Origin of the sequence: Atopobacter sp. AH10 (genome assembly GCF_003664595.1) — a bacterium.
GTDB lineage: Bacteria > Bacillota > Bacilli > Lactobacillales > Aerococcaceae > Atopobacter.
Window position 1 is genome coordinate 58,442 of sequence record NZ_QXPZ01000031.1, and the last position, 24,590, is coordinate 83,031.

General features: G+C 39.7%; 24 protein-coding genes, 1 other RNA gene and 1 other annotated feature. Of the genes, 21 read left to right on the forward strand and 4 right to left on the reverse strand.

Annotated elements, in window-relative coordinates:
* Positions 1–215: 215 nt before the first annotated feature.
* The 9 genes from radC (at position 216) to D3H64_RS07080 (ending at position 6,962) form a co-directional block, all read left to right on the forward strand.
* Positions 216–899: a DNA repair protein RadC gene (radC, locus tag D3H64_RS07040; protein WP_121565546.1), complete on the forward strand. Its 684-nt coding sequence runs from the start codon at positions 216–218 to the stop codon at positions 897–899.
* A 369-nt stretch (positions 900–1,268) separates the two neighbouring features.
* A complete protein-coding gene (locus D3H64_RS07045) occupies positions 1,269–1,469 on the forward strand; it encodes a cold-shock protein (protein WP_121565547.1) in 201 nt (66 codons plus the stop codon).
* A 470-nt stretch (positions 1,470–1,939) separates the two neighbouring features.
* Entirely contained in the window at positions 1,940–2,788 is an 849-nt protein-coding gene (gene mreC / locus D3H64_RS07050; protein WP_121565548.1) for a rod shape-determining protein MreC, read from the forward strand.
* Complete coding sequence (gene mreD, locus D3H64_RS07055; RefSeq protein WP_121565549.1) at positions 2,789–3,307, forward strand: rod shape-determining protein MreD; 519 nt, start codon at positions 2,789–2,791, stop codon at positions 3,305–3,307.
* Positions 3,308–3,568: 261 nt separating this feature from the next.
* Positions 3,569–3,642: a sequence feature (ribosomal protein L21 leader region), on the forward strand.
* A 14-nt stretch (positions 3,643–3,656) separates the two neighbouring features.
* On the forward strand, positions 3,657–3,965 hold the full coding sequence (gene rplU / locus D3H64_RS07060; RefSeq protein WP_121565550.1) for a 50S ribosomal protein L21: 309 nt from the start codon (positions 3,657–3,659) through the stop codon (positions 3,963–3,965).
* 3 nt (positions 3,966–3,968) lie between these two features.
* The gene (locus D3H64_RS07065; protein WP_121565551.1) at positions 3,969–4,322 is read left to right on the forward strand and encodes a ribosomal-processing cysteine protease Prp; all 354 of its coding nucleotides are present in this window, start codon (positions 3,969–3,971) and stop codon (positions 4,320–4,322) included.
* Positions 4,316–4,606 carry a 50S ribosomal protein L27 gene (rpmA, locus tag D3H64_RS07070; RefSeq protein ID WP_121565552.1) on the forward strand — a complete coding sequence of 97 codons (291 nt, stop codon included), beginning with the start codon at positions 4,316–4,318 and terminating at the stop codon, positions 4,604–4,606. Before D3H64_RS07065 ends, rpmA begins: the two co-directional genes overlap by 7 nt.
* A 63-nt stretch (positions 4,607–4,669) precedes the next feature.
* Complete coding sequence (locus D3H64_RS07075; RefSeq protein WP_121565553.1) at positions 4,670–5,668, forward strand: class I SAM-dependent methyltransferase; 999 nt, start codon at positions 4,670–4,672, stop codon at positions 5,666–5,668.
* A 100-nt stretch (positions 5,669–5,768) separates the two neighbouring features.
* Positions 5,769–6,962 (forward strand): acetate/propionate family kinase, encoded by a 1,194-nt coding sequence (locus D3H64_RS07080; RefSeq protein WP_121565554.1) that lies wholly within the window; start codon positions 5,769–5,771, stop codon positions 6,960–6,962.
* 122 nt (positions 6,963–7,084) lie between these two features.
* Here D3H64_RS07080 and D3H64_RS07085 read toward each other — a convergent pair whose 3' ends face one another.
* From D3H64_RS07085 to D3H64_RS07100, 4 genes are all read right to left on the reverse strand, one after another.
* Positions 7,085–7,531, reverse strand: coding sequence for a universal stress protein (locus D3H64_RS07085; RefSeq protein ID WP_121565555.1), 447 nt, complete (start codon positions 7,529–7,531; stop codon positions 7,085–7,087).
* 327 nt (positions 7,532–7,858) lie between these two features.
* Positions 7,859–8,476: a GDSL-type esterase/lipase family protein gene (locus D3H64_RS07090; RefSeq protein WP_121565556.1), complete on the reverse strand. Its 618-nt coding sequence runs from the start codon at positions 8,474–8,476 to the stop codon at positions 7,859–7,861.
* A 220-nt stretch (positions 8,477–8,696) separates the two neighbouring features.
* Positions 8,697–8,886, reverse strand: a non-coding RNA gene (gene ssrS / locus D3H64_RS07095) — 6S RNA.
* Positions 8,887–9,114: 228 nt separating this feature from the next.
* Positions 9,115–10,401 (reverse strand): replication-associated recombination protein A, encoded by a 1,287-nt coding sequence (locus tag D3H64_RS07100; RefSeq protein ID WP_121565557.1) that lies wholly within the window; start codon positions 10,399–10,401, stop codon positions 9,115–9,117.
* A gap of 103 nt (positions 10,402–10,504) precedes the next feature.
* On the opposite strand from D3H64_RS07100, the gene D3H64_RS07105 reads away from it, so the two are divergent.
* From D3H64_RS07105 to D3H64_RS07160, 12 genes are all read left to right on the forward strand, one after another.
* A complete protein-coding gene (locus D3H64_RS07105; RefSeq protein WP_121565558.1) occupies positions 10,505–11,626 on the forward strand; it encodes a cysteine desulfurase family protein in 1,122 nt (373 codons plus the stop codon).
* 38 nt (positions 11,627–11,664) lie between these two features.
* Positions 11,665–12,027 carry a cysteine desulfurase gene (locus D3H64_RS07110; protein ID WP_121565559.1) on the forward strand — a complete coding sequence of 121 codons (363 nt, stop codon included), beginning with the start codon at positions 11,665–11,667 and terminating at the stop codon, positions 12,025–12,027.
* 3 nt (positions 12,028–12,030) lie between these two features.
* On the forward strand, positions 12,031–13,380 hold the full coding sequence (locus D3H64_RS07115) for an MATE family efflux transporter (protein ID WP_121565560.1): 1,350 nt from the start codon (positions 12,031–12,033) through the stop codon (positions 13,378–13,380).
* A gap of 198 nt (positions 13,381–13,578) precedes the next feature.
* Positions 13,579–14,277, forward strand: a complete 699-nt coding sequence (gene pyrF / locus D3H64_RS07120) for an orotidine-5'-phosphate decarboxylase (RefSeq protein ID WP_121565561.1) — start codon at positions 13,579–13,581, stop codon at positions 14,275–14,277.
* A 1-nt stretch (position 14,278) separates the two neighbouring features.
* A complete protein-coding gene (gene pyrE, locus D3H64_RS07125) occupies positions 14,279–14,902 on the forward strand; it encodes an orotate phosphoribosyltransferase (protein WP_121565562.1) in 624 nt (207 codons plus the stop codon).
* A 92-nt stretch (positions 14,903–14,994) separates the two neighbouring features.
* Positions 14,995–16,224, forward strand: a complete 1,230-nt coding sequence (locus D3H64_RS07130; protein WP_121565563.1) for an MFS transporter — start codon at positions 14,995–14,997, stop codon at positions 16,222–16,224.
* A 340-nt stretch (positions 16,225–16,564) separates the two neighbouring features.
* Positions 16,565–17,683, forward strand: coding sequence for a tRNA 2-thiouridine(34) synthase MnmA (gene mnmA, locus D3H64_RS07135; protein ID WP_370448461.1), 1,119 nt, complete (start codon positions 16,565–16,567; stop codon positions 17,681–17,683).
* A 75-nt stretch (positions 17,684–17,758) separates the two neighbouring features.
* On the forward strand, positions 17,759–20,557 hold the full coding sequence (locus D3H64_RS07140; protein ID WP_121565564.1) for an ATP-dependent RecD-like DNA helicase: 2,799 nt from the start codon (positions 17,759–17,761) through the stop codon (positions 20,555–20,557).
* A 165-nt stretch (positions 20,558–20,722) separates the two neighbouring features.
* Positions 20,723–23,353 carry an alanine--tRNA ligase gene (gene alaS, locus D3H64_RS07145; RefSeq protein WP_121565565.1) on the forward strand — a complete coding sequence of 877 codons (2,631 nt, stop codon included), beginning with the start codon at positions 20,723–20,725 and terminating at the stop codon, positions 23,351–23,353.
* 159 nt (positions 23,354–23,512) lie between these two features.
* Complete coding sequence (locus D3H64_RS07150) at positions 23,513–23,779, forward strand: IreB family regulatory phosphoprotein (protein WP_121565566.1); 267 nt, start codon at positions 23,513–23,515, stop codon at positions 23,777–23,779.
* Positions 23,779–24,210, forward strand: a complete 432-nt coding sequence (gene ruvX / locus D3H64_RS07155; protein ID WP_121565567.1) for a Holliday junction resolvase RuvX — start codon at positions 23,779–23,781, stop codon at positions 24,208–24,210. Before D3H64_RS07150 ends, ruvX begins: the two co-directional genes overlap by 1 nt.
* Positions 24,211–24,219: 9 nt before the next feature.
* Positions 24,220–24,543 carry a DUF1292 domain-containing protein gene (locus tag D3H64_RS07160; RefSeq protein WP_199700149.1) on the forward strand — a complete coding sequence of 108 codons (324 nt, stop codon included), beginning with the start codon at positions 24,220–24,222 and terminating at the stop codon, positions 24,541–24,543.
* The last annotated feature ends 47 nt before the right edge of the window (positions 24,544–24,590 follow it).

Here is a 24,590-nt window from a genome sequence, read left to right on the forward strand (position 1 = left end):
TGGAGGCTTTAGATAAGTCCTTTTGGGCTTTATCTAAGGCCTTTTTGTTCTTTAGAAAGCTAAATAAAAAAGCTGTATCCGATCCATCTATTGAAAATAAAGCTTATAGGCAATGAAGGGTGAAAAGCCTATTTGCCAGCTATCCCTTGTAAAATAAATCAAAGCTAGCTATTTAAACGTTCTTTATTACGAAGAATATTGAGGAGGGAAAGAAGATGACAGGAAACTCTAGTCGAGTATTACCTCGCTATGAACAGCCTAGAGAACGTCTCTTACGACAGGGGAGTAAGGCTTTAGCAGATTATGAATTACTAGCCATTTTACTTAGAACGGGAAGCAATAAACAGTCAGTGGTGGATTTATCTTTGTCCGTTTTACAGTGCTTTGGGGATTTAGCTCACTTACGTCAGGCCAGTTTAAGGGAATTACAAAGCATTCAGGGGGTAGGGCCAGTTAAAGCTCTTGAAATCAAGGCGGCTCTTGAGTTAGGGGAACGTTTAGCCTGTTCCCATCCCATCAGAGGACAAGCTATACGTTGTGTTGAAGATGCAGGGCAAGTATTTGCTCATCGAATAGGCCATTGTCATCAAGAAAAGTTGTATGCCTTATTTTTGAGTACCAAGAATGAAATATTGAAAGAAAAAGTTATTTTTGCAGGGGGCTTGAATAGCTCAGTTGCTCACCCCAGAGAAATTTTCCGAGAAGCAGTGAAAGAATCGGCTGCAAGGGTTATGGTTGCACATAACCATCCTTCTGGCCACACTACACCGAGTCAAGCAGATTTAGCTTTTACAAAGAGATTAAAAGAGTGTGGGGAATTAATTGGTATTGAATTATTAGATCATTTCATCGTGGCGGATCAAGACTATGTTTCCCTAAAAGAATTGCGATTGATGTAGGGTAAAAATAACGTGGGAGCTTTCTTTAAAATCTTCTCATTGGATTTGTATAATTTGAACGGCCTAGGATGGCCTAGATTAATATAACTTAAGCCCAAAAGCTAAAGATAAAATTATAATGATTTAAGAAAATGCCGATCTATAGAAGAATAAGACGTTTTTAAATTAATTCATCTTGCTATTTTTTTTAGAAAATTGACATGTAACTTTCGAAAATAAAAGGGTTTACATATTGCAAAAAAGCAAGACTCGTGTTAATATGACCATAGTGTTTTTTTAGTGCAAAGAAACGAGCACTGTCTAAGTATCGTCTTTTCACTTCAAGAATATGAATAACAGATGTGCACTGGCACAAGGAGGACTTGCTTCATGGAACAAGGTACAGTTAAATGGTTTAATTCAGAAAAAGGTTTTGGCTTCATCGAACGCGAAGGTGGCGACGATGTATTCGTTCATTTCTCTGCAATCAACGCTGAAGGCTTCAAAACTTTAGAAGAAGGCCAAGCTGTAGAATTTGAAGTTGAAGAAGGCGCGCGTGGCCCACAAGCGGCTAACGTAACGAAACTTTAATTCATATTCCTAACACGCCTCTCAGGAGAAATCCTGGGGGGTGTTTTCTTTTGACCTGATAAAAAATAGGGGAAATAAGTTGAATATCAAGCAAGCTAAGAGAAGTAAAAAATCTTTTGAATAGTCTAGATTACGATATTATTGAAGAATTCTTCTTCGTAAATGTTGGCGATTAAATCTAAAAAATATGAGGATTAGGATGAAAATAGCTTGGCTAGTTTGTTATAATGAAGCATAACGGGATAAGAAGGGACGACTTTCCTATTGCCAAGTAGAAATAGCACCGAAAGTTAGCAACATTTTGTTTACTTTCTTAGCAACAGGTCAAGATATGGATGAAGTTTAGGATGAGCTAGTGAACTTCTAGTCTTTCTTTTCAATTGATGAGTGCTTTGATGGTAATAGAGAAATCACTCCAAATAACGAATAAAGCTTAACAAGCTAAAGATGAAAGAAAATGAGGGTAAAACGTGAATCAATTTTTTTCCAATAAAAAAGTGATCAGTCTTTTGATTGCCGTGATCAGTATTGCGAGTTTATATGCGGTGAGTTCTCGTTATGAGCAGTCTTTTGCAACGTCTGTGATTAATGATGCTGTTGCTTTTCCTGGGCGAGCGGTGACTTATCCAGGGAACGCTTTGAGAGATCTCACCAACTCAGTAAAGAACCTTTTTAATACCTATAATGAAAACAAGCATTTAAAGAAGAAGGTTGAATCGGTTTACGAATTGGAAGTCAAGGTGGCTGAGCTTCAAAAAGATAATGAGGCGATGAAAAATCAGTTAGGTTTGGTGGATAGTCTCAATCAATATGGCTTAGTTAATGCGACTGTTATTGCACGGAATCCAGATAATTGGCTCCAACAATTGGTGATCAATAAAGGGAAAAGCGATGGGATAGAACGTGATATGGTGGTAATGAGCGGTAATGGCTTAATTGGGAAGATTGTCGAAGTGAATAATAAATCTTCTAAGGTGGCTCTTTTATCTAATACAGAAAATTCTCAAACACGGGTGGCAGCCTTGGTTCAAGTGGATGGGGATTCTGTTTACGGAACGGTCACTAGTAATCCAGATGATGCCAATTATCTCTTAATGAATCAAATAGATCCAGAAGCTGACCTTAAAATTGGCGATAAGGTGATCACTTCTGGACTAGGTGGAGCCGCTCCACGTGGCTTGTTTATTGGAACTGTTGACGATATTCACTTTGACCGGTATGGCTTATTTAAAGAAGCTCGGATCAAACATGCGGCTAATATGAACGATATCCGTTATGTGACAGTCGTGCGTCGAGCCAGCGGAAGCGGTGGTGAGTAGATGAAGTTTCAACGCCACTACATTTTGCCCATTTTCTTTTTCTTAATGGTACTTTTGGATGGGTCAATGCAGGCTTTGCTTGGGGCAGAATTCTTGTCAGGCAATTCAGTCATTGTGCCACAAATTTCAGTTATTGTGATAGCTTTTTTTAGCTTTTACGCTTCGGCTTATCCTATTCATTACTATGCTTTTTTCGTTGGTTTATTATATGATACCTATTATTTAAGCTACTATGGACTATATGCTACGCTCTTTTTCTTGATGGCTTACTTGATTAGACTGTGTAGCCGTTTCTTTAAAGAACATGTCATCTTAGCGACTACTTTAGAAATTTTAGCAATTAGTTATGTGCAATTTTCTGTATACGTCTTTTATCAGCTAACAGGTGTGGCACATACGAATTGGCAAGTGTTTGTTGTTTCTCGTCTATGGCCGACACTTTTGTTCAACACGCTAGCTTTCTTTATTTTGTATATGCCTCTTTATAAATTGAGACGTTGGATCTTTTCAAAGCAGTAGATTGCTAAAAGGATGGCTATTTTTGAAGAATTTTTTCAAATAAGTTGCTGCTGATTAAAAGAATATTCTTGCTAGCGAGTCTTGAGTAGCTTTCCTGATCTATCAAAATGACTGGATAGAAAAGTTTTTTCGTTGATTAGATAAGGGAAGGAAAATAGAATCAGAGGTTAAAGAAGCTCTTATGGGCTTCTTTTTTTATAGGAACAAGCTTGCATTGAAGCAATAAGCGTGTTAAAATACTCATGTTGTATTTGTGTCGCACCACAGCTACAACCGCACGACTGAGAGTAAATAAGTCCTTATGGCACTTTTAGTTGGCGAGTCTAAGTTCAAAATAGGAGGTGCAGATATGTACGCGATTATCAAAACAGGTGGCAAACAATTGAAGGTCGAAGAAGGCCAAACAATTTTTGTTGAAAAATTAGCAGTCGAAGCTGGTGATAAGGTAACTTTTGATGAAGTTATTTTAGTTGCTGGTGACGATGTAAAAGTTGGGACTCCTCTTGTGGAAGGCGCTAGCGTTGAAGCTGTCGTTGAAAAACAAGGGCGTGCTAAGAAGGTTGTAACCTTTAAGTACAAACGTCGTAAAGACACCCATCGTAAACAAGGTCACCGTCAACCTTACACGAAGTTGACTGTTTCCAAAATTAACGCATAGAAAATGATTAACTGTCAGTGGGAAAGGTCGTCGACTGGCTGGCTTGCTTTTTCCTGTCAAGGGCATGCTTTGTTTGCCCCTTATGGAGAAGATATAGTTTGCGCAGCAGTTAGTAGTCTCTGTATTGCAACGGTTAATTCCTTGGAAGCCTTGGTTGGGCTAGATAGTCAAGTAACCGTTCAAGCTGTGGATGAAGGTCTACTCAAAGTCCGTTTACCAGAAAATCTTACAGAGCAGCAGGTGCATGATAGCCAACTTCTATTGGATCACTTGTATCTTGCTTTAGTACAAATTGCCGATGAATATCCCAAACAGCTAAAGATAAGACAAACACCAGATGGAGGTGCAACATGTTAAAATTTAATTTGCAATTATTTGCGCATAAAAAAGGTGGTGGGTCAACCGCTAACGGTCGTGACTCCCAATCTAAACGTCTTGGCGCTAAACGTGCTGACGGCCAATTCGTAACAGGTGGTTCTATTCTTTTCCGCCAACGTGGAACGAAGATCCATCCAGGTCTTAACGTTGGACGTGGTGGCGATGACACTTTGTTTGCTAAAACAGACGGTGTAGTACGCTTTGAACGTTTAGGTCGTAACCGGAAGAAAGTTTCCGTTTACCCTGTTGCTCAAGAAGCTTAATGATTCACTCTATCTTGCCAACATGGTGGGATAGAGTTTTTTTGTGTAAAAAGGGAGGGAGCCATGACGGATAAAAGTTACCAAGTCTTCGAAGCTTTAAAAAAGGCAAGGGAATTACTCGCCAAAGATGTGGAAGGAAATGAACTGGAGCATTTGATTGAGAGCCTTGAAAATATCGTAGAAGGAAAGGTTCAACAAATAGACCATTTACCAACAGACGAAACAGTTCGTCTAATTGAAGAAGAGTTGTCCTATTTGAAAGCTTTATCTCCAAGCCAAGAAGATTGGCGAAAAGCTGTCCAATTAGCCTACTTTCAAGTCGCAAGGGAAATGGGTCTTCAAGTGAATCATGCCCCTACTCCTGAAGGGGTTAACGCTTTAGTCAGTCTTTTGGCTAAGGAATTGATGTCACCAATAGAGCGCCCTATTCGGGTGGCTGATCTAACTTTAGGCGGAGGTTTTTTGCTTTATTCTGTGATTCAGTCTCTAAAGGAGGATCACGAAGTTGCTGGAGATGGAGTGGAAGTCGATGAGCTATTAGTCGCTTTAGCGGAGAATGTGCGAGAGATTTTGAATTTGCCGGTCAAGGTGCACCTTCAAGATAGTTTGGAACATTTGTTATTGTCTCCTGCTGATTTGATGGTAAGCGATCTTCCGGTGGGCTATTATCCAAAAGAAAATGTTGCAGGACGTTACCAATTACGGCGAAAAGATGGAATGAGTTATGCGCATGAATTATTGATCGAGCAGAGTATCAATTATCTTAATGAGAGCGGATGGGCTTGTTTCCTTTTGCCGATGAAGCAGTTGGATATCGAAACGATACAAAAGTTAATGCAATTTTTAAAGGGAAAAGGCTACCTCCAAGCCCTTCTTTCTTTGCCGAAGAGTTTCTTTAAAACAGAAAGCCAACAAAAGGGCATTTTGCTGATTCAAAAATCAGGAGATGGGGCTAAACAGGCTAAACCTGCCTTAATGGGGCAAATCCCAGAATTTTCAGATAAAGAACGATTAGAAGAATTTGTACATACGCTACATCAATGGCGGCAAAGTGTGTTATAGTGTAATCAGAAAATCATATGACTGGATTACTTTGAAAGGTTTGAGGACGGGAATGGAAAGCCTTACACCAATCGAAGTAAAAAGAAAAGGAGCGACATTAATGACCAAATCTATTGCTATCAATGCTGGATCTTCTAGCTTGAAATTTCAATTATTCCAAATGCCAGAAGAAAGAGTCATCTCAAAGGGGTTAATTGAACGTATTGGTTTACCTCTATCTCAAGTAACGATTAAATATGGGGATGATCAAAAATTCGAACTTGAAGAAGCGATCCCTAACCATGAAGTTGCTGTCGAAATTCTTTTACATCAATTGGAAGAACTTGGGATTATCCAGTCCTTTTCTGAAATTACCGGTGTAGGGCATCGTGTAGTGGCTGGTGGAGAATTGTTTAAAGATTCTGCTCGTATGGATACAGATGAGGATATTCAAAAGATTGATGATTTGGCGGAATTTGCTCCATTACACAACAAAGCTGAAGCTGTTGCCATGCGTGCATTCAAGAAGGTATTGCCAAATGTGACAAGTGTAGCTGTTTTTGATACATCCTTCCATACAACAATGCCAGAAAAAGCTTATTTGTATTCTGTGCCTTATGAATACTATGAAAAATATGGGGCACGTCGTTATGGAGCTCATGGGACGAGTCACCGTTATGTAGCTCAACGTTGCGCAGAAATGATGGGCAAGCCAATTGAAGATTTAAAAATTGTGACCTGTCACTTAGGAAACGGCGCTTCTATTACAGCTGTTGATGGTGGGAAATCTGTTGATACTTCTATGGGCTTTACACCTTTAGCAGGTTTAACTATGGGAACCAGAGCTGGGGATGTAGATACTTCTTTGGTCTCCTTTATCATGAATAAGGAAGGTATGACCGATATTAATGAAATGGTTGATATTTTAAACCACAAATCTGGCCTTCTAGGTTTATCAGGCGTATCCTCTGACTGCCGTGACGTACAAGCCGCTGCAGAAGAAGGGAACCACCGTGCCCAAGTAGCCTTGGATATTTTTGTCTATAAGGTGCAAAAATATATTGGTTCATATGTAGCTGCCATGAATGGTGTAGATGCGATTGTCTTTACAGCTGGGATCGGGGAAAATAGCTCAGTTATTCGTAAATCAGTTATCGAAGGTATCACCTGGTTCGGATGCGATATTGATGATGAATTAAATGAAAAACGTGGGCAAGACTTAGAAATTTCTACAAAAGATGCTAAGGTTAAGGTCTTCAATATTCCTACTAATGAAGAATTAATGATTGCACGGGATATCGAACGTCTAAGATAAGAAAAATTGCTAGAAGAGTAAACGAACGCAATAAAAAGGGCGCCTTACTTATTGGAGTAGGGCGCCCTTTTTATAAATAGGACAATAATATAGAAATAAGCTTTTAGAAAGTGACGAGCTCGTTATGGTTTTCTAACGATTAGAACATCGCAGTCTGCGTTACGAATAACATAATCAGAGACAGAACCGATGAGAAGACGTTCAACAGCGTTTAAACCTGTAGCACCCATCATGATCAAGTCGCAATTATAGCGCTTTGGCAAGTCTTTGGAAATAACAGTTTTTGGTGAGCCATACTCGATAACTGTTTCGAGATGATCAACGCCATGATCTTTGGCGTATTGTTTATATTCATCAAAGACGCTCTTGGTTTGACGTAGGACCTCACCAGTAAAATCTCCATCAAATCCTGTTGGTGTTTGGAGTGAACGTGTATCAATAACGTGAGCTAGAACAAGATCACGAGGCCTTCCATCTTCTTTAGCAGCAACGACAGCTTTTTTAAAGGCTAAATAGGCTTCTTCTGACCCATCGACTGGGACAAGTATATGTTGATATTGTGGTAACATGAGGATCCCTCCCTTGATTATAACGTTTCCTTAATTTCATTATAGCACATTTATGAGATAAGAGTTTATTTTTTTAGAGATTTATCTGCTGGATGGCTCATTCCAGCAAAAGTATAAAAGGGGATAAAGAGAATTGAAATATTGAATGAGTAGCTATAATAGGGATACTTCTTAGGATGAGGGGATTTAAGCGTAATGGTGAAGGGATAAGTCTACAAAGCTACTTGGTCTATTTTCTTGTTCCATGTATAATACGCAAAAAAAGAGAAAAGCCTGTCTAGCCGATTCTTGAATAAAAGAAAGGGTATAGGCTTTTCTAAATTTAAATTATTCAGCTAGGAAATTTTCCTTTAGGCATTTAGCGATAGCTGCGGCATAAAGATTGTAGCCTGCTTCACCAAAGTGTAAGCCATCATCTAAATTCCCCTTGAGTATTTCAGGAAAATTAGGATGAGTAATGAATTCTTCATAGAGATCGATGACGGGAATTTTTCGTATCTTTCCAATATCAAGAATAACTTTTCTATAGCGTTGAATACGTTCATTAGTTCGCTTACCAACTTGTTTCTTTTCATCTACTGGAGGAGGAGTGATTAAAATAGCTCGTTCATCGCCTAAAAGGTCTAACATTTCTAGTAGAGTTTGTTTAAAACTTTCAATTGGTACATTGTGATGAAAAGAGGAGTCGTTTGTCCCGAATAGGAAAGTGACAACATCTGGATGGTGACTCAAGACATCATTCTTGTAACGTTTCTTGGCCATAAGAATATCGTCCCCAGATACACCAGCATTAATCCAGTTGAGTTCTGGGATCAGTTGACTCAATTTTTGAGTTAAAACGGGACTGCTTTGGTCTTCATAGCGATAGGTTAAACTATCTCCAAATGTCACTACGGTTAAGTCCTTGGATGAAAATAAATCGTTAAATAAAGAGCGTATACCCATGAGAATCCTCCTAGATTTTTGCCAAGCTACCCAAATGCATATAAAGGCTAGGATTTGTGCATAGAGCAACTGTCACCTTTTCAAAAGCTACCCAAATGCATATAGAGGGTAGAGGGAGCTTCTACGAGTTATTATACCGAATTTTTAGCTGATCGAAAAGCTAAAGAGAAGCAAAAAAACTACTAGCCGAAGCTAGTAGCTAAAAGTTTGCACTTTATTATAGATTTCCGATGATGCCGTGTCATGCATCCTTTGAGTTTGAACCCGCAAATTAGCAGGTGGGCTTCTTGGACAGATCGGCTAACTTCCATGTGATGTGGCATGTTATTCTATCTCACACATAGAATCCCTAGAGTAAAAATAATTGTTCGGTCAACACTGATAGGACGCCACGAACATCTCAGATCTCTACACTCTTATACTAGCATAATGAAATCGCTTTTTCAATAAAAAATAGCAAATTAAGGCGCCTAGAGGATATTTTTTTAAAAATTTAAAGGATATTGTGGGCATGGAGTAAGGAAATTTTCCCAAAGCTTTTAAGCTGATCCCTTCATGTAGGAGCAGAATATAGACCTTTAGGAAGTCAAGTCATTTAAGTGAACATTAGGGTGAAAAAATCTAGCATAGAAAGATTTCTATGAGCGACGAGGATGTGATGATTCAGATGAGAACTTATCCAATTGTTGCTTGAGAGCATTTTCGTATTTGCTATTTTCTACTGGGATGAAATAGCTGGTACCCAATAGGTCTTTTGGAAGGTAGTTTTGTTTGACATAATGACCGGGATAATCATGAGGGAAGAGATAACCAACACCATGATTGAGTTCCTTAGCGCCAGAATAGTGGCTGTCTTTTAATAGATCAGGTACGGATTTACCTTTTCCACGTCTGACATCGGCTAAGGCAGCATCGATGGCTTTAATGGCAGAGTTTGATTTAGGGGAAAGGGATAGGTCTATGACGGCATGAGCTAGAGGGATACGGGCTTCAGGGAATCCTAATTTCAGTGCTGCTTCTACTGCTGCAACAGTTCTTTGGCAAGCAGCAGGATTACCAAAGTTAATGTCTTCGTAGGCGATGACTAAAAGACGTCTAGTGATAGTGACTAATTCCCCAGCTTCAACAAGCCGTGCCAGATAATGTAGGGCAGCATGAACATCAGAACCACGAATGGATTTTTGAAAAGCAGAGATCACATCATAGTGACTATCTCCAGAGGCATCATGGCTGATAGCTTTTCTTTGCAAACATTCTTCCATTACTTCTAAGCTTAAGTGGATGACACCATTTGAATCTGGAAGTGTGGATAGGCTAGCTAATTCTAAAGCGTTATAGCTACTACGTAAATCTCCATTAGACGCCGAGCATAATAATTGTCTAGCTAGAGGGTCAAGTTTGATAGCTAGTTGCCCCAAGCCTTTGTCCTTGTCCTTTAAGGCACGGTCTATGGCCTTGCCTATATCAGACGGAGTGAGTGGGTAAAGTTCAAATATTTGTGTTCTTGAGCGGATGGCTGGATGGATGCTTATATAGGGATTTTCAGTCGTAGCACCAATCAAGATAATAGAGCCACTTTCTAAAAGGGGGAGTAAGAAGTCTTGTTTCCCCCTGTCCAGGCGATGGATTTCGTCCAATAATAAGACAACTTGACCACTGAGTTTAGCTTCTTTTGCCACTTCTTGGAGATCTTTTTTACTGTCTGTTGCTGCATTAAGCATTCGGAAGGGTAAATGTGTTGATCCCGCTATGGCTTGAGCAATGGAAGTTTTTCCAATTCCAGGTTGACCATATAATATCATGGATTGAAGTCGCTTCGATTTGACCATTCGTGTAATTATTTTATTTTCGCCTACTAAATGTTCTTGACCGATAATATCTTCTAAACGTTCTGGTCGTAGGCGAAAGGCTAAAGGTCTAACCATATAATCTCCCTTTCCGTTCATTTTTTGGTGTAAATTCGTTATAATATGATTGTTTACGTGTTTATTTTAACATAAATAAATTGATTTTCTGAGGAGGGCTAGCATGATTTATTTAGATAATGCAGCAACAACTTCCATAGATCCAAGCACTTTAGACCTGATCCAAGAAAGTTTAAAGAAGGATTGGGCTAATCCATCGGCAACTTATCAAGAAGGGCAACATGTGGCAGAAAAACTGCGTCAAGCTCGTGAAAAGCTGGCGAAAATTTTGGCGGTAGACCCTCATGAAATTATTTTCACTTCAGGGGCGACAGAAGGAACGAATGCTGTTTTTTACCAGGTGGCTAAGCAGTATAAGTCGGGGCATGTAATTACTTCTAATGTTGAACATTCCTGTGTTAGAGCTAATGCAGAACGTTTGGCATCACTAGGCTTTGAGGTGACTTATCTGCCGGTGAACGAGGAAGGAATCATCACTTCTGAACAAGTTCAGGCAGCTTTAAGGGAGGATACGCGCTTAGTTTCCTTGATGACGGTCAATAATGAAACAGGGGTTATTTTCCCTATTCGTGAAATTGGAGAAATTTTAGCCGAACACCCTTGCTACTTTCATACGGATGCGGTTCAGTCTGTTTCAACAGTTGATTGGGATTTTGAGGGATGGCATGTTGATTTTGCTACTTTTTCTGCTCATAAATTTCGTGCGCCAAAGGGTGTAGGGATCTTATATGTCAAGGATCCGGCACGATTTAGCTCTCTTTTAGTTGGGGGAGGTCAAGAAAGTGGTCACCGCGCTGGTACGGAGAATGTTCCCTATATTGTAGGGATGGCGCATAGCTTAGAAATTACCAGAGCACATTTAAAAGATCACCGTGAAAATTATCAAGCCTTAACAGACTATCTTTTGGAAAAAATGGATGAGCAGGGAATTCGCTATCGGGTAAATGGATCGAGAAGCGCTCATTCTCCACATATCCTGAATCTTTATCTGCCAGGTAAAGAAGCTAGTCAATGGTTGATTTTGGCTGATTTAGCGGGTATTATGATTTCTGCTGGTTCAGCTTGTTCAGCTGGAAGTTTAAAACCAAGTCCAGTTTTGACTGCCATGTTTGGAGAAGGTGACGAACGCTTATTATCTTCCGTCAGGATATCTTTTGGTTTAGAAACAAGTAGAGAAGATTTGGATCACTTGATTGATGTTTTTAAAAAAGGTCAAAGAAGTTAATGTTTTATTGTTCATGAGATAAGAATGGAGGTTTTAAAATGGCGATTGGGACACAGGCTCAAATTAAAGGGATAGATAGAATTTATGCTATTCATCCAGATTGTAAGAAATATACATTAAGAGATAATGGTTTTACCCCATTGAAAAATGGACGATTTGAATTTTTGAGAAATTTAGATACACCTAATAGCGAAAAAAGAGGCTTGCAGTTAAGAGCTTATGTGGATTTAACGAGTCAACGCTTATCTTTATCTGTAGTTGGACCGGATAAATTACGGGAACTGAATTTAGCAAAGTTAGCCAATCCAGAAATGGCGATGGAAAAACTTCGCTTTATATTAGAGAATTTTGAAGCAGCGCATATTTTGCGAGTGGTAGAGAAGAAAGAAGAAGGGAACTAGCCAGTGACTTTAGACATGACCAAGGGCAAGCCCTTAAAATTGTTGTTATCTTTTGCCATTCCGCTTTTGTTGGGAAATGTCTTTCAGCAAATCTACAATATGGCAGATACTTTTATTGTAGGGCGAACATTGGGTGTACATGCTTTAGCTGGTGTCGGAGCTGCTGGGAGTTTGATGTTCCTTATTATGGGCTTTATACAAGGTGTATCGAGTGGCTTAGCAGTGCCACTTGCTCAAGCCTATGGAGCGAAAGATTATCCACGTTTACGAAGGAGCTTTGCCTTAAATATCCTTGTTTCTTTAGTTGTTTCGGTCTTAATGACTATTTTCTCGCTCACGCAAACAAGAAATTTGTTGGACTTGATGGGGACACCAAAAGAAATCTACCAAGAAGCCTTTAATTATATCCATGTGATCTTTGCGGGTTTAATCCTTTTTGCCATTTTAAATGGGGGGCTAAATTGCTTAAGAGCTTTAGGGGATAGTCGGATGCCTTTGATCTTTTTGATCATGACGTCATTAGTTAATGTCGTATTAGATATCACTTTCATTCTTGCGCTAGGGATGGGGGTTGAGGGAGCAGCTTATGCCACTTTGGCTTCCGTTTTTCTAGCAGATGTGATGATTTTCTTTTATATAGGTAAAAAGGTCAAGATACTTCTCCCTAAAAAAGAAGATTGGCGTATTCGTCAAAAGGAACTTAGTCGGCATTTAACAATAGGTCTACCCATTGGTTTCCAAAGTTCCATTATTGCCATAGGGGCAATTATCTTACAAACAGCTTTGAATGGTTTAGGAGCAGATGTTGTCGCAGCTTATACGACAGTTTCAAAGATTGAACAGTTAGGGATCCAAATTTTGATGAGTTTTGGCATGACCATGGCCACTTATATTGGGCAAAATTATGGCGCTAAAAAATACGAAAGAATGTGGGCTGGGGTAACGACAGGGGTCAAGATTTCTTTAGTCATGTCCTGGCTAATGGGAGGATTCTTTTACTTATTAGCTGATCGCTTAGTTGGACTCTTTATTACAGGAGAGCATCCGCATATTTTAGCGCTAGGCCGTCAGTATTTTCACGTGACTGTCTTTTTCTACTCTTTTTTAGCTTTGCTTTTTATTTACCGCTATACGATCCAAGGTTTGGGGCACAGCCTAGTGCCAACTTTTGCTGGGATATTAGAGTTGTGTACACGTACTTTTAGTGCCTGGGTGCTTATTCCACGTTTTGGCTTTTTAGGGGGAATATTGGCGGCTCCTTTGTCTTGGATAATGGCTTTATTGCCAGTTTCTATCACTTACTACTATAGTAGAAGGCATTTAAGATCAAAGGAAAAACACAAAAGTCGTTGACAAGTTGATAAAGTTTCGCTAGACTAGCACTGATGAATTGATACAGTGTAACATTTCTTTAACAATGTCCTGTGAGGCATGGAAGAGGTTGATACGCCCTAGTTTCTTCTGCGTGGGGGAAATTAGGCGATTTCTAGCGAACTTTCCGCCAAGGCAGACATTGCCTTGGTTTTTTTTATGATGAAGAGGAGGAAAAAAATGCAAGATTTGTTTATCGCATTAGACTTTCACCGAGAGGAAGAGTTGTGGGATTTTCTAAAGCCGTTTAAAGGGGAAAGATTGGCTTTAAAAATTGGAATGTCTCAATTTTATATGTCTGGACCAGATATTGTGAAACGTTTATCTGAAGAAGGACATAAAATTTTCCTAGACTTAAAATGTCATGATATTCCTAATACGGTTTACTTAGCCTTGTATCAATTGAGCCATCTACCAGTGGATATTGTAACTGTCCATGCGCTTGGAGGAAGTGAAATGCTAAAGGCTGCAGTTAAGGGGTCGCAAGAAGGGCCTTTCCGCCCAGATGTATTTGCCATCACCCAATTGACTTCAACTAATCAAACTTGCTTGAATGAGGAATTAGCTATTCCAGGTTCGGTAGCAGAATCTGTTAGCCATTTGACGGAATTAGCCTTATCGAGTGGCATTCATGGGGTAGTTTCTTCTGTTCGAGAAGTTCCTGAAATCAAAAAATTAAGTGATGGGAAGTTGAAGAGCTTAACACCAGGGATTCGCTTAGCTAGTTCAGTAAAAGACGACCAAGCTCGTGTATCAACGCCAGAAGAAGCAAGACAAGCTGGATCAGACTTTATTGTTGTTGGGCGGCCGATAACACAATCTGCTGACCCATTAAATACTTATCACGCCTTCTTAAAGGCTTTCAAAGGAGAAAAATAATATGACAACTATTGCAGATAGCATGGCACAAATCTTACTTGATAAAAAAGCTGTTGTTTTAAGTCCGAAAGAGCCTTTTACTTGGGCCAGTGGCATTATTAGTCCTATCTATTGCGATAATCGCCAATTATTGAGCTATCCAAAAGAACGTCAAGAAGTGGCAAAAGCTCTAGCTGAATTAATCAAGACGAATTATCCAGATGCTACGGTAATTGCAGGGACTGCTACTGCTGGTATTCCACATGCAGCCTGGGTGAGTGATATCTTAGGCTTACCAATGATTTATGTTCGTGGGAAAGCAAAAGATCATGGACGTAAGACGCAAATTGAAGGAGTCTTAAAGGCTGAGGATAAAGTGGTCTTGATTGACGACTTGATCTCAACAGGGGGATCTGTTTTAGAAGCAGCTCGTGTGGTAGCTGAACGTGCGAATGTAGTTGGAGTAGCAGCGATCTTTACTTATGAACTTGAGAAAAGTCGGAAGAATTTTGAAGAAGCTGGTTTCCCATTGCATACCTTGACGAGTATCAGCCATTTGGTAGAGGTAGCTAAGGCGCAACACTCTCTAGACGATGAAGATTTAGCTGTTATTGCTAACTGGCGTCAAACGATGGAAGGACGCTAAGGAGTTTCTTAGAAGTTATTAAAAAGGAATCGACGTATTTCGAAGCCATAAATAAAAGGCATCTGTGAGTGTCAATTTAAGGAGGACTAGCCATGTCTTTAACTAAAAATCAAATCAGAACTGTTGTAGCGGCCATTATCGCTTCAGGAACTGACGACTTGAATGTCATGTTTCTCGCTTTTTCTATGTCTAGTATTATTGCAGAATTTTCTTTAAAAAATGCTCAAGCTGGTATGATTGCAACCATTACAAACTTAGGGATGCTTTTAGGTGGCGTATGGTTTGGTGTCCTTGCAGACCGGCATAATAAAATGACAGTGTTCAAATGGACCCTAGCTATTTTCAGTTTAGCTACTGTAGGCATTTTCTTTGCCCCAAACATTTATGTTCTGTATCTCTTGCGCTTCATTGCAGGTATTGGTGTCGGTGGGGAATATGGGATTGCCTTGTCCATCATGGCGCATATCGTTCCTGCTAATCGTATGGGGCGTATTTCTTCACTTAATGGGGTTGCTGGCCAAGTCGGTTCAATCGCTTCTGCAACGATAGCTGGTTTGTTTCTTAGTCGTTTAGGCTGGAGAGCTTTGTTCTTATTCGGCCTCTTCCCTCTATTAATAGTTTTCTATCTCCAATTCTTTATTAAAGAAGAAAAATCTTTCCAACCAGATGTAGTCAAGGAAGGATCAAATGATCGACCAAGTATTAAAGATTTGTTTAAGACTAAAGAAATGACCCACCAAACGTTAATGTTAATGGTGATGACAACTGTGCAAATTGCAGGTTATTTTGGGATGATGAACTGGTTGCCAACTATGATGCAAAAGCAAGCAGGGATTTCTCTAGGGAATTCTTCTTGGTGGATGATCGCCACTATTATGGGGATGTCTTGTGGGATGATTTGCTTTGGGCGGTTTTTAGATGCCTTTGGTCCGCGCGCAGTCTTTGGAACTTTCCTTATTACTTCTGCACTAGCGGTATATCTCTTTAGCTTGATTCGTTCTGAAATGGCTTTGCTCTTTGGTGGAGCGCTTATGGGCTTCTTTGTTAATGGAATGTTTGCCGGTTATGGTGCTGTGGTTAGTCGTTTGTATGAAGCCCGTATTCAATCTATTGCTAACAATATTATCTTGAATGTTGGACGAGCAATCGGGGGCTTTTCTTCGCTAATCATCGGGATGATTATGGACCATTCAGGAACAACTTCTGTTATGCTTTTCCTTTCTGCCTTGTACTTGATTAGCTTTACGGCTATGATGACTATCCCTGGTTTCAAACGTGAAAGTTACATTGACGGAATGGAAACTGTAGCAGCCTGTGAATAATGAGTAAGAAAAGATTTTAAGTCAATTTATAAAGCACATCGATTGTACTTTTAGGAGTAGGATCGGTGTGCTTTTGTTTGGGCACTTTGTTAAAGTATAGAGCCCATTTTAAATGACTCTTTGAAAAAGAAAAAGTATAGAGAAAAGCTATCGAACTTGACTCTTTTTTGAAAGAAGACATAGTAGAAGACGTTAGAGGGAAAGGTCTACTGGATCTATCCTTGAAAAAAGCTTGAGGAATCCCGTGATTTAGGCAAAAGAACGGATATTGTGTTATAATAGCATAGTCTATCGACCTTCAAATCGATCAGATAAATGCGAGAGAAATGATGGTGATATTATGTCTAAAGCCAAACGAGTGGTCGTTGGAATGAGTGGGGGAGTGGATTCTTCAGTTTCTGCCCTACTCTTGAAAGAACAAGGCTATGAAGTCATTGGCCTATTTATGAAAAATTGGGATGAAAAGAATGAATTTGGTGAATGTACTGCAACAGAAGATTATGCTGATGTGAAAGCTGTTGCTGAAAAAATTGGCATCCCTTACTATGCTGTGAATTTTGAAAAAGAATATTGGGATAGAGTTTTTGAGTACTTTCTTTCAGAATACCGTGCAGGTCGGACGCCTAACCCAGATGTGATGTGCAATAAGGAAATTAAATTTAAGGCCTTCCTTGACTATGCCATGACTCTTGGGGCGGATAAGATTGCTATGGGGCATTATGCTTCGACTTTTAAGGATGAATCAGGTGTGGTTCATTTGTTAAGAGGTGCCGATGAAAATAAAGATCAAAGTTATTTTTTGAACCAATTACGGCAAGAACAACTTAAAAAAGCTATTTTCCCATTAGGTGATATGGAAAAAAGTCGTGTGAGAGAAATAGCTGAAGCAGCAGGTTTAAAGACAGCTCATAAGAAAGATTCGACAGGGATTTGCTTCATCGGTGAACGCAATTTTAAAGAGTTTTTGGGGCACTATCTCCCTAACCAACCAGGAGATATGGTAACTCTAGATGGTGAAGTAAAGGGGCAGCATCAAGGTTTGATGTACTATACCATCGGCCAACGTCAGGGCTTAGGAATTGGTGGCGGTGGCAAAAGCAATGAGCCATGGTTTGTTATTGGTAAGGATTTTAAGAAGCGTTTGCTTTATGTGGGGCAAGGCTTTCATCATCCTCAGCTTTATGCCGATAGTTTAGAGGCTTCTTCAGTATCTTATACGACTTTTGTTCGGACAGAAGCTTTTACCTGTACGGCTAAATTCCGCTATCGCCAAAAGGATACGGGAGTAAAAGTTATTCCAAATCCTAATGACCCAAGCAAGGTTAAGATTATTTTCGATCAAGCAGTCAGAGCGATTACACCTGGTCAAGCTGTGGCTTTTTATGATGGTCGTGAATGTTTGGGCGGAGGCTTGATTGATCGTGCCTATCAAAAAGGAGAAATTTTACCTTACCAATAAATTTTTCGCAAATTCTTTATAACTTACATCTAGAAGTTTAAACAGACTAGTTCACAAAATGGAGGAGGGGTGTAGATGATAGCTTTTACGGGAATGGTGAAGGGGCTTTTCTTTGAGAGTCCGGATTCTCTTTATAAGGTAGCTATCGTTGAGCGAACTGAAGATGAAGATATCGAAGGCCTTCCGGATGATGAAGTTGTCATTACAGGGTATTTTGGAACCCTCCATCAAGAAACAGCTTATCGTTTTTCAGGTGAATTGGTGACTCATCCCAAGTATGGTTTGCAGTTTCGTGTGGAAGATTACGCTCTAACGGAACAAATAGGGGCAGCTGGTTTAGTGGCTTATTTATCAGGAGAGCAATTTAAAGGGATAGGGAAAAAGACTGCCGAGGCTATTGTCGAAAGCCTTCAGGGGGAATCTTTAGAAATTCTATTTAAAAATCCCGAAAGATTAGAAGGAATTCCTAGTTTTTCGAAAAAGAAACAAGCTAAATTCTTGGAGGATTTAAAAATAGCTTTAGGGACAGATTATACTTTAATTGAGTTGTCCCAAATAGGTTTTAGGCCAAGTGAAGCCCAGTCTCTTTGGCGGCATTATAAAGAAGATGCTGTTCCTTTAGCCAAGGAAAATCCTTATCAATTAATCTATCACATTGATGGAATGACCTTTGCAATTGTCGATCGTGTGGCGCAACAGCTGGATATTATGCCAGATGATGAACGTCGCTTAATCGGGGGATGGTTTGAAGTAACGCAGGCTATTTGCTATCAAAGTGGACATACCTTGTTGCCACTTGATGGAGTTCGTCAACAAGTGATCCGTTTGCTCGAAAAATTGCAAGCCTTCTTAATTAAAGAAGAAGATGTCAATGAGGCTCTTGATACAGCTGTTCGTCAAGGGGTACTCGTCGTCGAACATGGACAGATTACAATTCCTAACCTCTACTATGCTGAAATTGGGATCTTTAATCACCTAGAAAAAATAAAAAAAGCGCCCCCCTGCTTGGATGAAAAAGGCAAGGAAGCAATGCGCCAGTCCTTACTTAGTGTGCAAGAAGAAATTGGTATTCACTATGATGACAAACAAGTTTCTACTATTTTAGAAGCCCTCAGTCATCCTTTCTTCTTGATCACAGGTGGCCCAGGTACTGGGAAGACGACCCTCATTAAAGGGATTGTTGAAGCTTATGCTCATTATCGTGGGATAGAATTACCATCTAAAAATAGCATGGATTATAAGGAGTGCCCTATTCGTTTAGCAGCCCCAACAGGAAGGGCAGCTAAGCGGATGCAGGAAGCTGTAGGTATGCCTGCCTCAACTATTCATCGTATGCTGGGCTTGACAGGGCAAGAAAATCAAAAAGATCCCATGGATGGAGCAAGTGAAGATATCAAAGCGGATTTACTAATCATTGATGAAATGTCTATGGTAGATGTTTGGCTAATGAATCAAGTCTTGAAGGCTTTGCCAAAGGGATGTCAAGTTATTCTTTTAGGAGACCAAGATCAATTGCCTTCTGTTGGGCCAGGGCAGGTTTTCCATAATCTTCTATCTTATAATGTTATTAGAAAAGAGCGCTTGACGCATATTTATCGTCAAAAAGGGCAATCAACGATTGTTAACCTGGCTCATCACATTAAAGATGGGGTCTGCCCAGATGATTTATTTATGAAAACATCTGATCACAGTTTTATCCCTTGCCGAATGGATCAAGTGGCCTCTGTGGTGGCACAAACGGCTGCTTTAGTGAAAAAAAGGGGCTATGATTTAGGCGATTTACAGGTTCTTGCGCCTATGTATAGAACATCAGCAGGGATTGAGGCCTTAAATCAAGCACTACAAAAGGAATTGAATCCCAAAACTGGAAAATATCAGGAAGTAACCATTTATAAACAGAATTATCGCGTAGGAGATAAGGTCATTTATTTGGTGAATGATCCAGAACGAAACGTGTATAATGGGGATATTGGGAAAATTACAGGGATTGTTAATGGGAAATATACCGAGTCCAAGCAGGAAGAAATGATTCTACAATTTGATCAAATTGAGGTCAATCTGACTAAAGCGGATTTCAAAAATATTCAATTGGCTTATTGTTGTTCCATACATAAGGCTCAGGGTAGTGAATTTAAAGTGGTTATTCTTCCGCTGGTGGGAGCTTTTCATCGTATGCTCCAGCGCCATTTGATCTATACAGGCTTAACGAGAGCCAAAGAGAAGTTGATCTTAATTGGGGAACCGGATGCTTTTAAGGAAGCCATCCATACCTTGGCAAAAGACCGTCAAACCCTACTCGCTCATCTTATTTCTTTAGAATGGGATCCAAGAGATTTAGGCCATTCTAATCTAGTGATTGATGATGAGGAGGCAACTGGCACTGAGGAAAAGTCTTCTGTAGATGAAAAGGTTGTTGAAGGCCAAGAGAAGAAAAATACTTTTTTAAAAGTAGCTGATGAAGGTAAAGAAAAAACGAGCACTTCTCTAAAAGTAGCTGATGAAGGTAAAGAAAAAACGAGCACTTCTCTAAAAGTAGCCAATGAAGGTAAAGGAAAAACGAGTACTTCTCTAAAAGGCAAAAGAGAACAAAGACAAGAAGCCTACACCCTACAAGATAGAGGAAAGAAGAATTCGACTCAGCCATCGCCTTTAGATGGAGAGACCATTCTGACAAGTGAATTGGATAAGGGAAAATCCCATTCTAAATCTTCTGTAGTTACTGGAGATGGATTTGTTGTCGAAGAAGAAAGCACGGGAGATCAGGGGAATAATCTAGGAACGCTCACTGATGCTATAGTAGATGCTCAAATTATTGATCCGATGATTGGGATGGGAGGTATTTCTTTAAGTCAATTTGTTGAAATAGACCGCTGATAAAGATAAAATGAAAATCTGAACATTGATTGTAAAGTTCGGTAATGAATTCCTAACGTATTGAATAATGAAGAAGTTTTCGATAAACTAGTAGCAATTCGATCTTAAAGATAGCAAGTATTTTCTTGCTAATCACAGTAAATTATGAATGAAATGAGGAATAATATGTTATCAAGTCAAGAAATTCGACAACGCTATTTGAAATTTTTTGAAGAGAAGGGACACTTGGTGTTGCCAAGTGCCTCACTAATCCCAGTGAATGATCCAAGCCTTTTGTGGGTAAACTCTGGGGTAGCCACCCTAAAAAAATATTTCGATGGTTCTGAAATTCCTGAATGTCCACGCTTGACTTCTTCTCAAAAGAGTATCCGGACAAATGACATCGATAACGTTGGTGTAACGGCTCGCCACCATACTTTATTTGAAATGTTGGGGAACTTTTCTATTGGAAATTACTTCAAACATGAAGCTATTCCATGGGCATGGGAATTCTTGACAGATAAGGAAAAGGGATTAGGTTTGGATCCTGAACGTCTGTATGTGACCTATTATCCTGAAGATACTGAAACAAAAGAATTGTGGATTAAAAATGGAGTCGATGAAAGTCACATTTATCCTGTTGACGATAATTTTTGGGATTTAGGGGCAGGTCCATGTGGTCCTGATACGGAAATTTTCTATGATCGTGGGGAAGCTTATCAAGATTTAGAAGATGACGATCCTGAAAATTATCCAGGTGGGGAAAATGAACGTTACTTGGAAATTTGGAATTTGGTATTCTCTCAATTCAACCACCAAGCAGATGATAGCTATGTTCCACTACCTCATAAAAACGTCGATACAGGGATGGGGCTTGAACGGGTAACTTCTGTTATTCAAGATACACCAACTAACTTTGAAACGGACTTATTCATGCCGATTATCCGTCAAGTAGAGAGCTTAACTGGGGCTCACTATGATGATTCTGAAGAAATTAAAGTTTCCTTCAAAGTAATTGCTGACCACGCTCGGGCAGTAACTTTTGCGATTTCTGACGGGGCTTTACCTTCTAATGAAGGTCGTGGCTATATCATTCGCCGTTTAATTCGTCGTTCTGTTATGCATGGGAACCGGTTAGGGATTCAACAACAATTCTTATACAATCTTGTACCAATTGTTGGGGAAATCATGGGCGGACACTACCCACAAATTGTAGAAAAAGAAGCTTTTATTCAAAAGGTCATTAAATCAGAAGAAGACCGCTTCTTTGAAACCCTACATGGGGGCTTAGATTTATTGAACTCTTATATAGAAGAGCAGAAATCTCTTGGCAACTCTGTAGTTGAAGGGCCTATTGCTTTCAAACTTTACGATACATATGGTTTCCCATTGGAATTAACTTTAGAATACGCTAAAGAAGCTAACTTTACTGTCGATGAAAAAGGCTTTGAAGCTGAAATGGCTAAGCAAAAAGAACGTGCTCGTTCTTCACGCAATAAGACCCAATCGATGAATGTCCAAAGTGAAACTTTACGAACTCTAGAAACACCAAGTGAATTCTTGTATGGGACAGATGAAGCTGATACAACAATCACGGCGATAATTTTTGAAGACGAATTAGTAGAGAGTGTATCTAAAGGGAATGAAGTAGAAATCGTGACTGAGAAAACACCATTCTATGCAGAAATGGGTGGTCAGGTTTCCGATACAGGGGTAATTCTTTCTGAAGATGGGCAACAACTAGGCCGTGTAACCAATATTAAACGTGCACCTAATGGTCAAAACGTGCATATAGTGGAATTAGATCAACCTGTTCAATTAGGGCAAAAGGTTCATTTAGAAATCGATCATTTACGTCGTCGCTTAATCGAACGGAACCATATTGCAACCCACTTGTTCCACCAAGCCTTAAAGGATGTTTTAGGGAAACATGCCAACCAAGCAGGGTCTTTGGTTAATGAAGATCTTTTGCGCTTTGACTTTTCTCACTTCGGTCAAGTAACGAGTGAGCAATTAAAGGAAATGGAAGACATTGTTAACGATAAGATAGCACGTGCTTTACCAGTACGGACTATTGAAACCACGCTTGAAAAAGCAAAAGAAATGGGTGCGATGGCTCTCTTTGGTGAAAAATACGGTAAAAAAGTACGGGTAGTAAATGTGGACAACTGGTCTATCGAGCTTTGTGGTGGGACCCATGTATCCAATACTGCTGAAATTGGCCTCTTCAAGATTATCAGTGAATCAGGTATCGGTGCTGGTATTCGTCGGATTGAAGCTAGAACTTCCCTAAAGGCTATTGCTTACTTAGAAGAACAAGAAGCCTTGCTAAAAGAACTTCAAGGGCAATTGAAAGTTCCACAAGTTAGTCAATTGAGCCACAAGGTGAGTCAATTACAGGATCAAATTAAGTCCTTACAACAAGAAAAGGAAAGCCTACTTAGTCGTCAAATGCAAAAAGACTTGCAAGGGTTAACGGATCAAATTGAAACAATCGGGGATGTTCGATTAATCATTAAAGAAGAAAAAGGTTTATCGATGAATGATATGAGACATTTGGCTGACCAATGGCGTCAAGCTAAGACTTCCGATGTCCTAGCTATCTCTAATGTAGCAGACGATAAAGTTCAATTGTTAGTTGCTGTATCTGCTGAAGCTGAACAAAAGGGTCTCCATGCTGGGCAATTGATCAAGGCCATTTCACCTGCAATACAAGGTGGCGGTGGTGGTAAGGCTAGCCTTGCTCAAGCTGGTGGGAAGAAAGTAGAAGGTTTAAATCAAGCTTTTGAAGATTTGCGACTAGCTCTTTCAAAATAGACCTGTAGCAAAAAAACTTAACACGCATCAATCGCAAAAATATAGACTGGGATATCTTACTTCTTATAGACCTATAGTTGTTCTTTTGAGCAATAACGTGTAAAATAAAAGTACAGTGGGAACATGTGTTCAACTGCTGAAAGGAAAAGAGGTGTCTCCATGCCATCAAATGATGAAACGGTACAATTCCATTTTGACGAGTTGAAGAAGCAATCTGTTCAAGAAACAATGACGATTGTTTTCGATGCATTAGAAGAAAAAGGGTATGAACCAGTTAACCAAATAGTAGGTTATCTATTATCTGGGGATCCTGCTTATATTCCTCGCTATAATGATGCCCGTAATCTTATTCGAAGACACGAACGTGATGAGTTATTGGAAGAACTAGTAAAACGCTATATGGAAGCAAATGGAAGGAATATTTAATGCGGTTAATGGGTTTGGATGTGGGTTCTAAAACGGTCGGTGTAGCGGTAAGTGATCCTCTTGGCTGGACAGCGCAGGGGATAGAAATCGTTTCGATCAATGAAGAGCTAGAGGAATGGCACTTGGATCGACTTCAAGAAATTATTGAGGCCTATGAGGTGGAGAAGGTTGTCATCGGTTTGCCTAAGAATATGGATAACTCTGAAGGGATAAGAGCTGAGGCAGCTAGAAACTATGGCGAGTTACTTCACTCTAGCTTAGGTTTACCAGTCGTTTATCAGGACGAACGCTTAAGTACAGTTGCAGCTGAGCGACTTTTAATAGATGAAGGCAATGTCTCTCGGCGAAAACGCAAGCAGGTGATTGATAAGCTTGCAGCGGTCATTATTTTACAAACTTATTTAGATCGTCAAGCACATAAATCAATTTAGAGGAGGAAAATGATGGAACATACACATGATCACGAACATGACCATGGCTTAGAAGACAACAAAGATTTTATTACCATTATTGATGAAAATGGTGATGAACAGTTGCATACCATTCTACTCACCTTCGAATCAGATGACTTTGGTCGGTCCTATGTTATTACCTATCCAAGTGACGCAGAAAATGATGAGACAGTAGAATTAAGCGCCTTTGCTTATGAAGAAGATGAAGATGGGTTACAAGGTACTTTAATGCCAATTGAAAGTGATGAAGAATGGGATATGGTGGATGAAGTGCTTAACACCTTTATGGATGATGAGCAATTAAATAGTTAAGCCAGCCCATACAAGTGAAAGGGAGTTACCAAGTGGGTAGCTCCCGC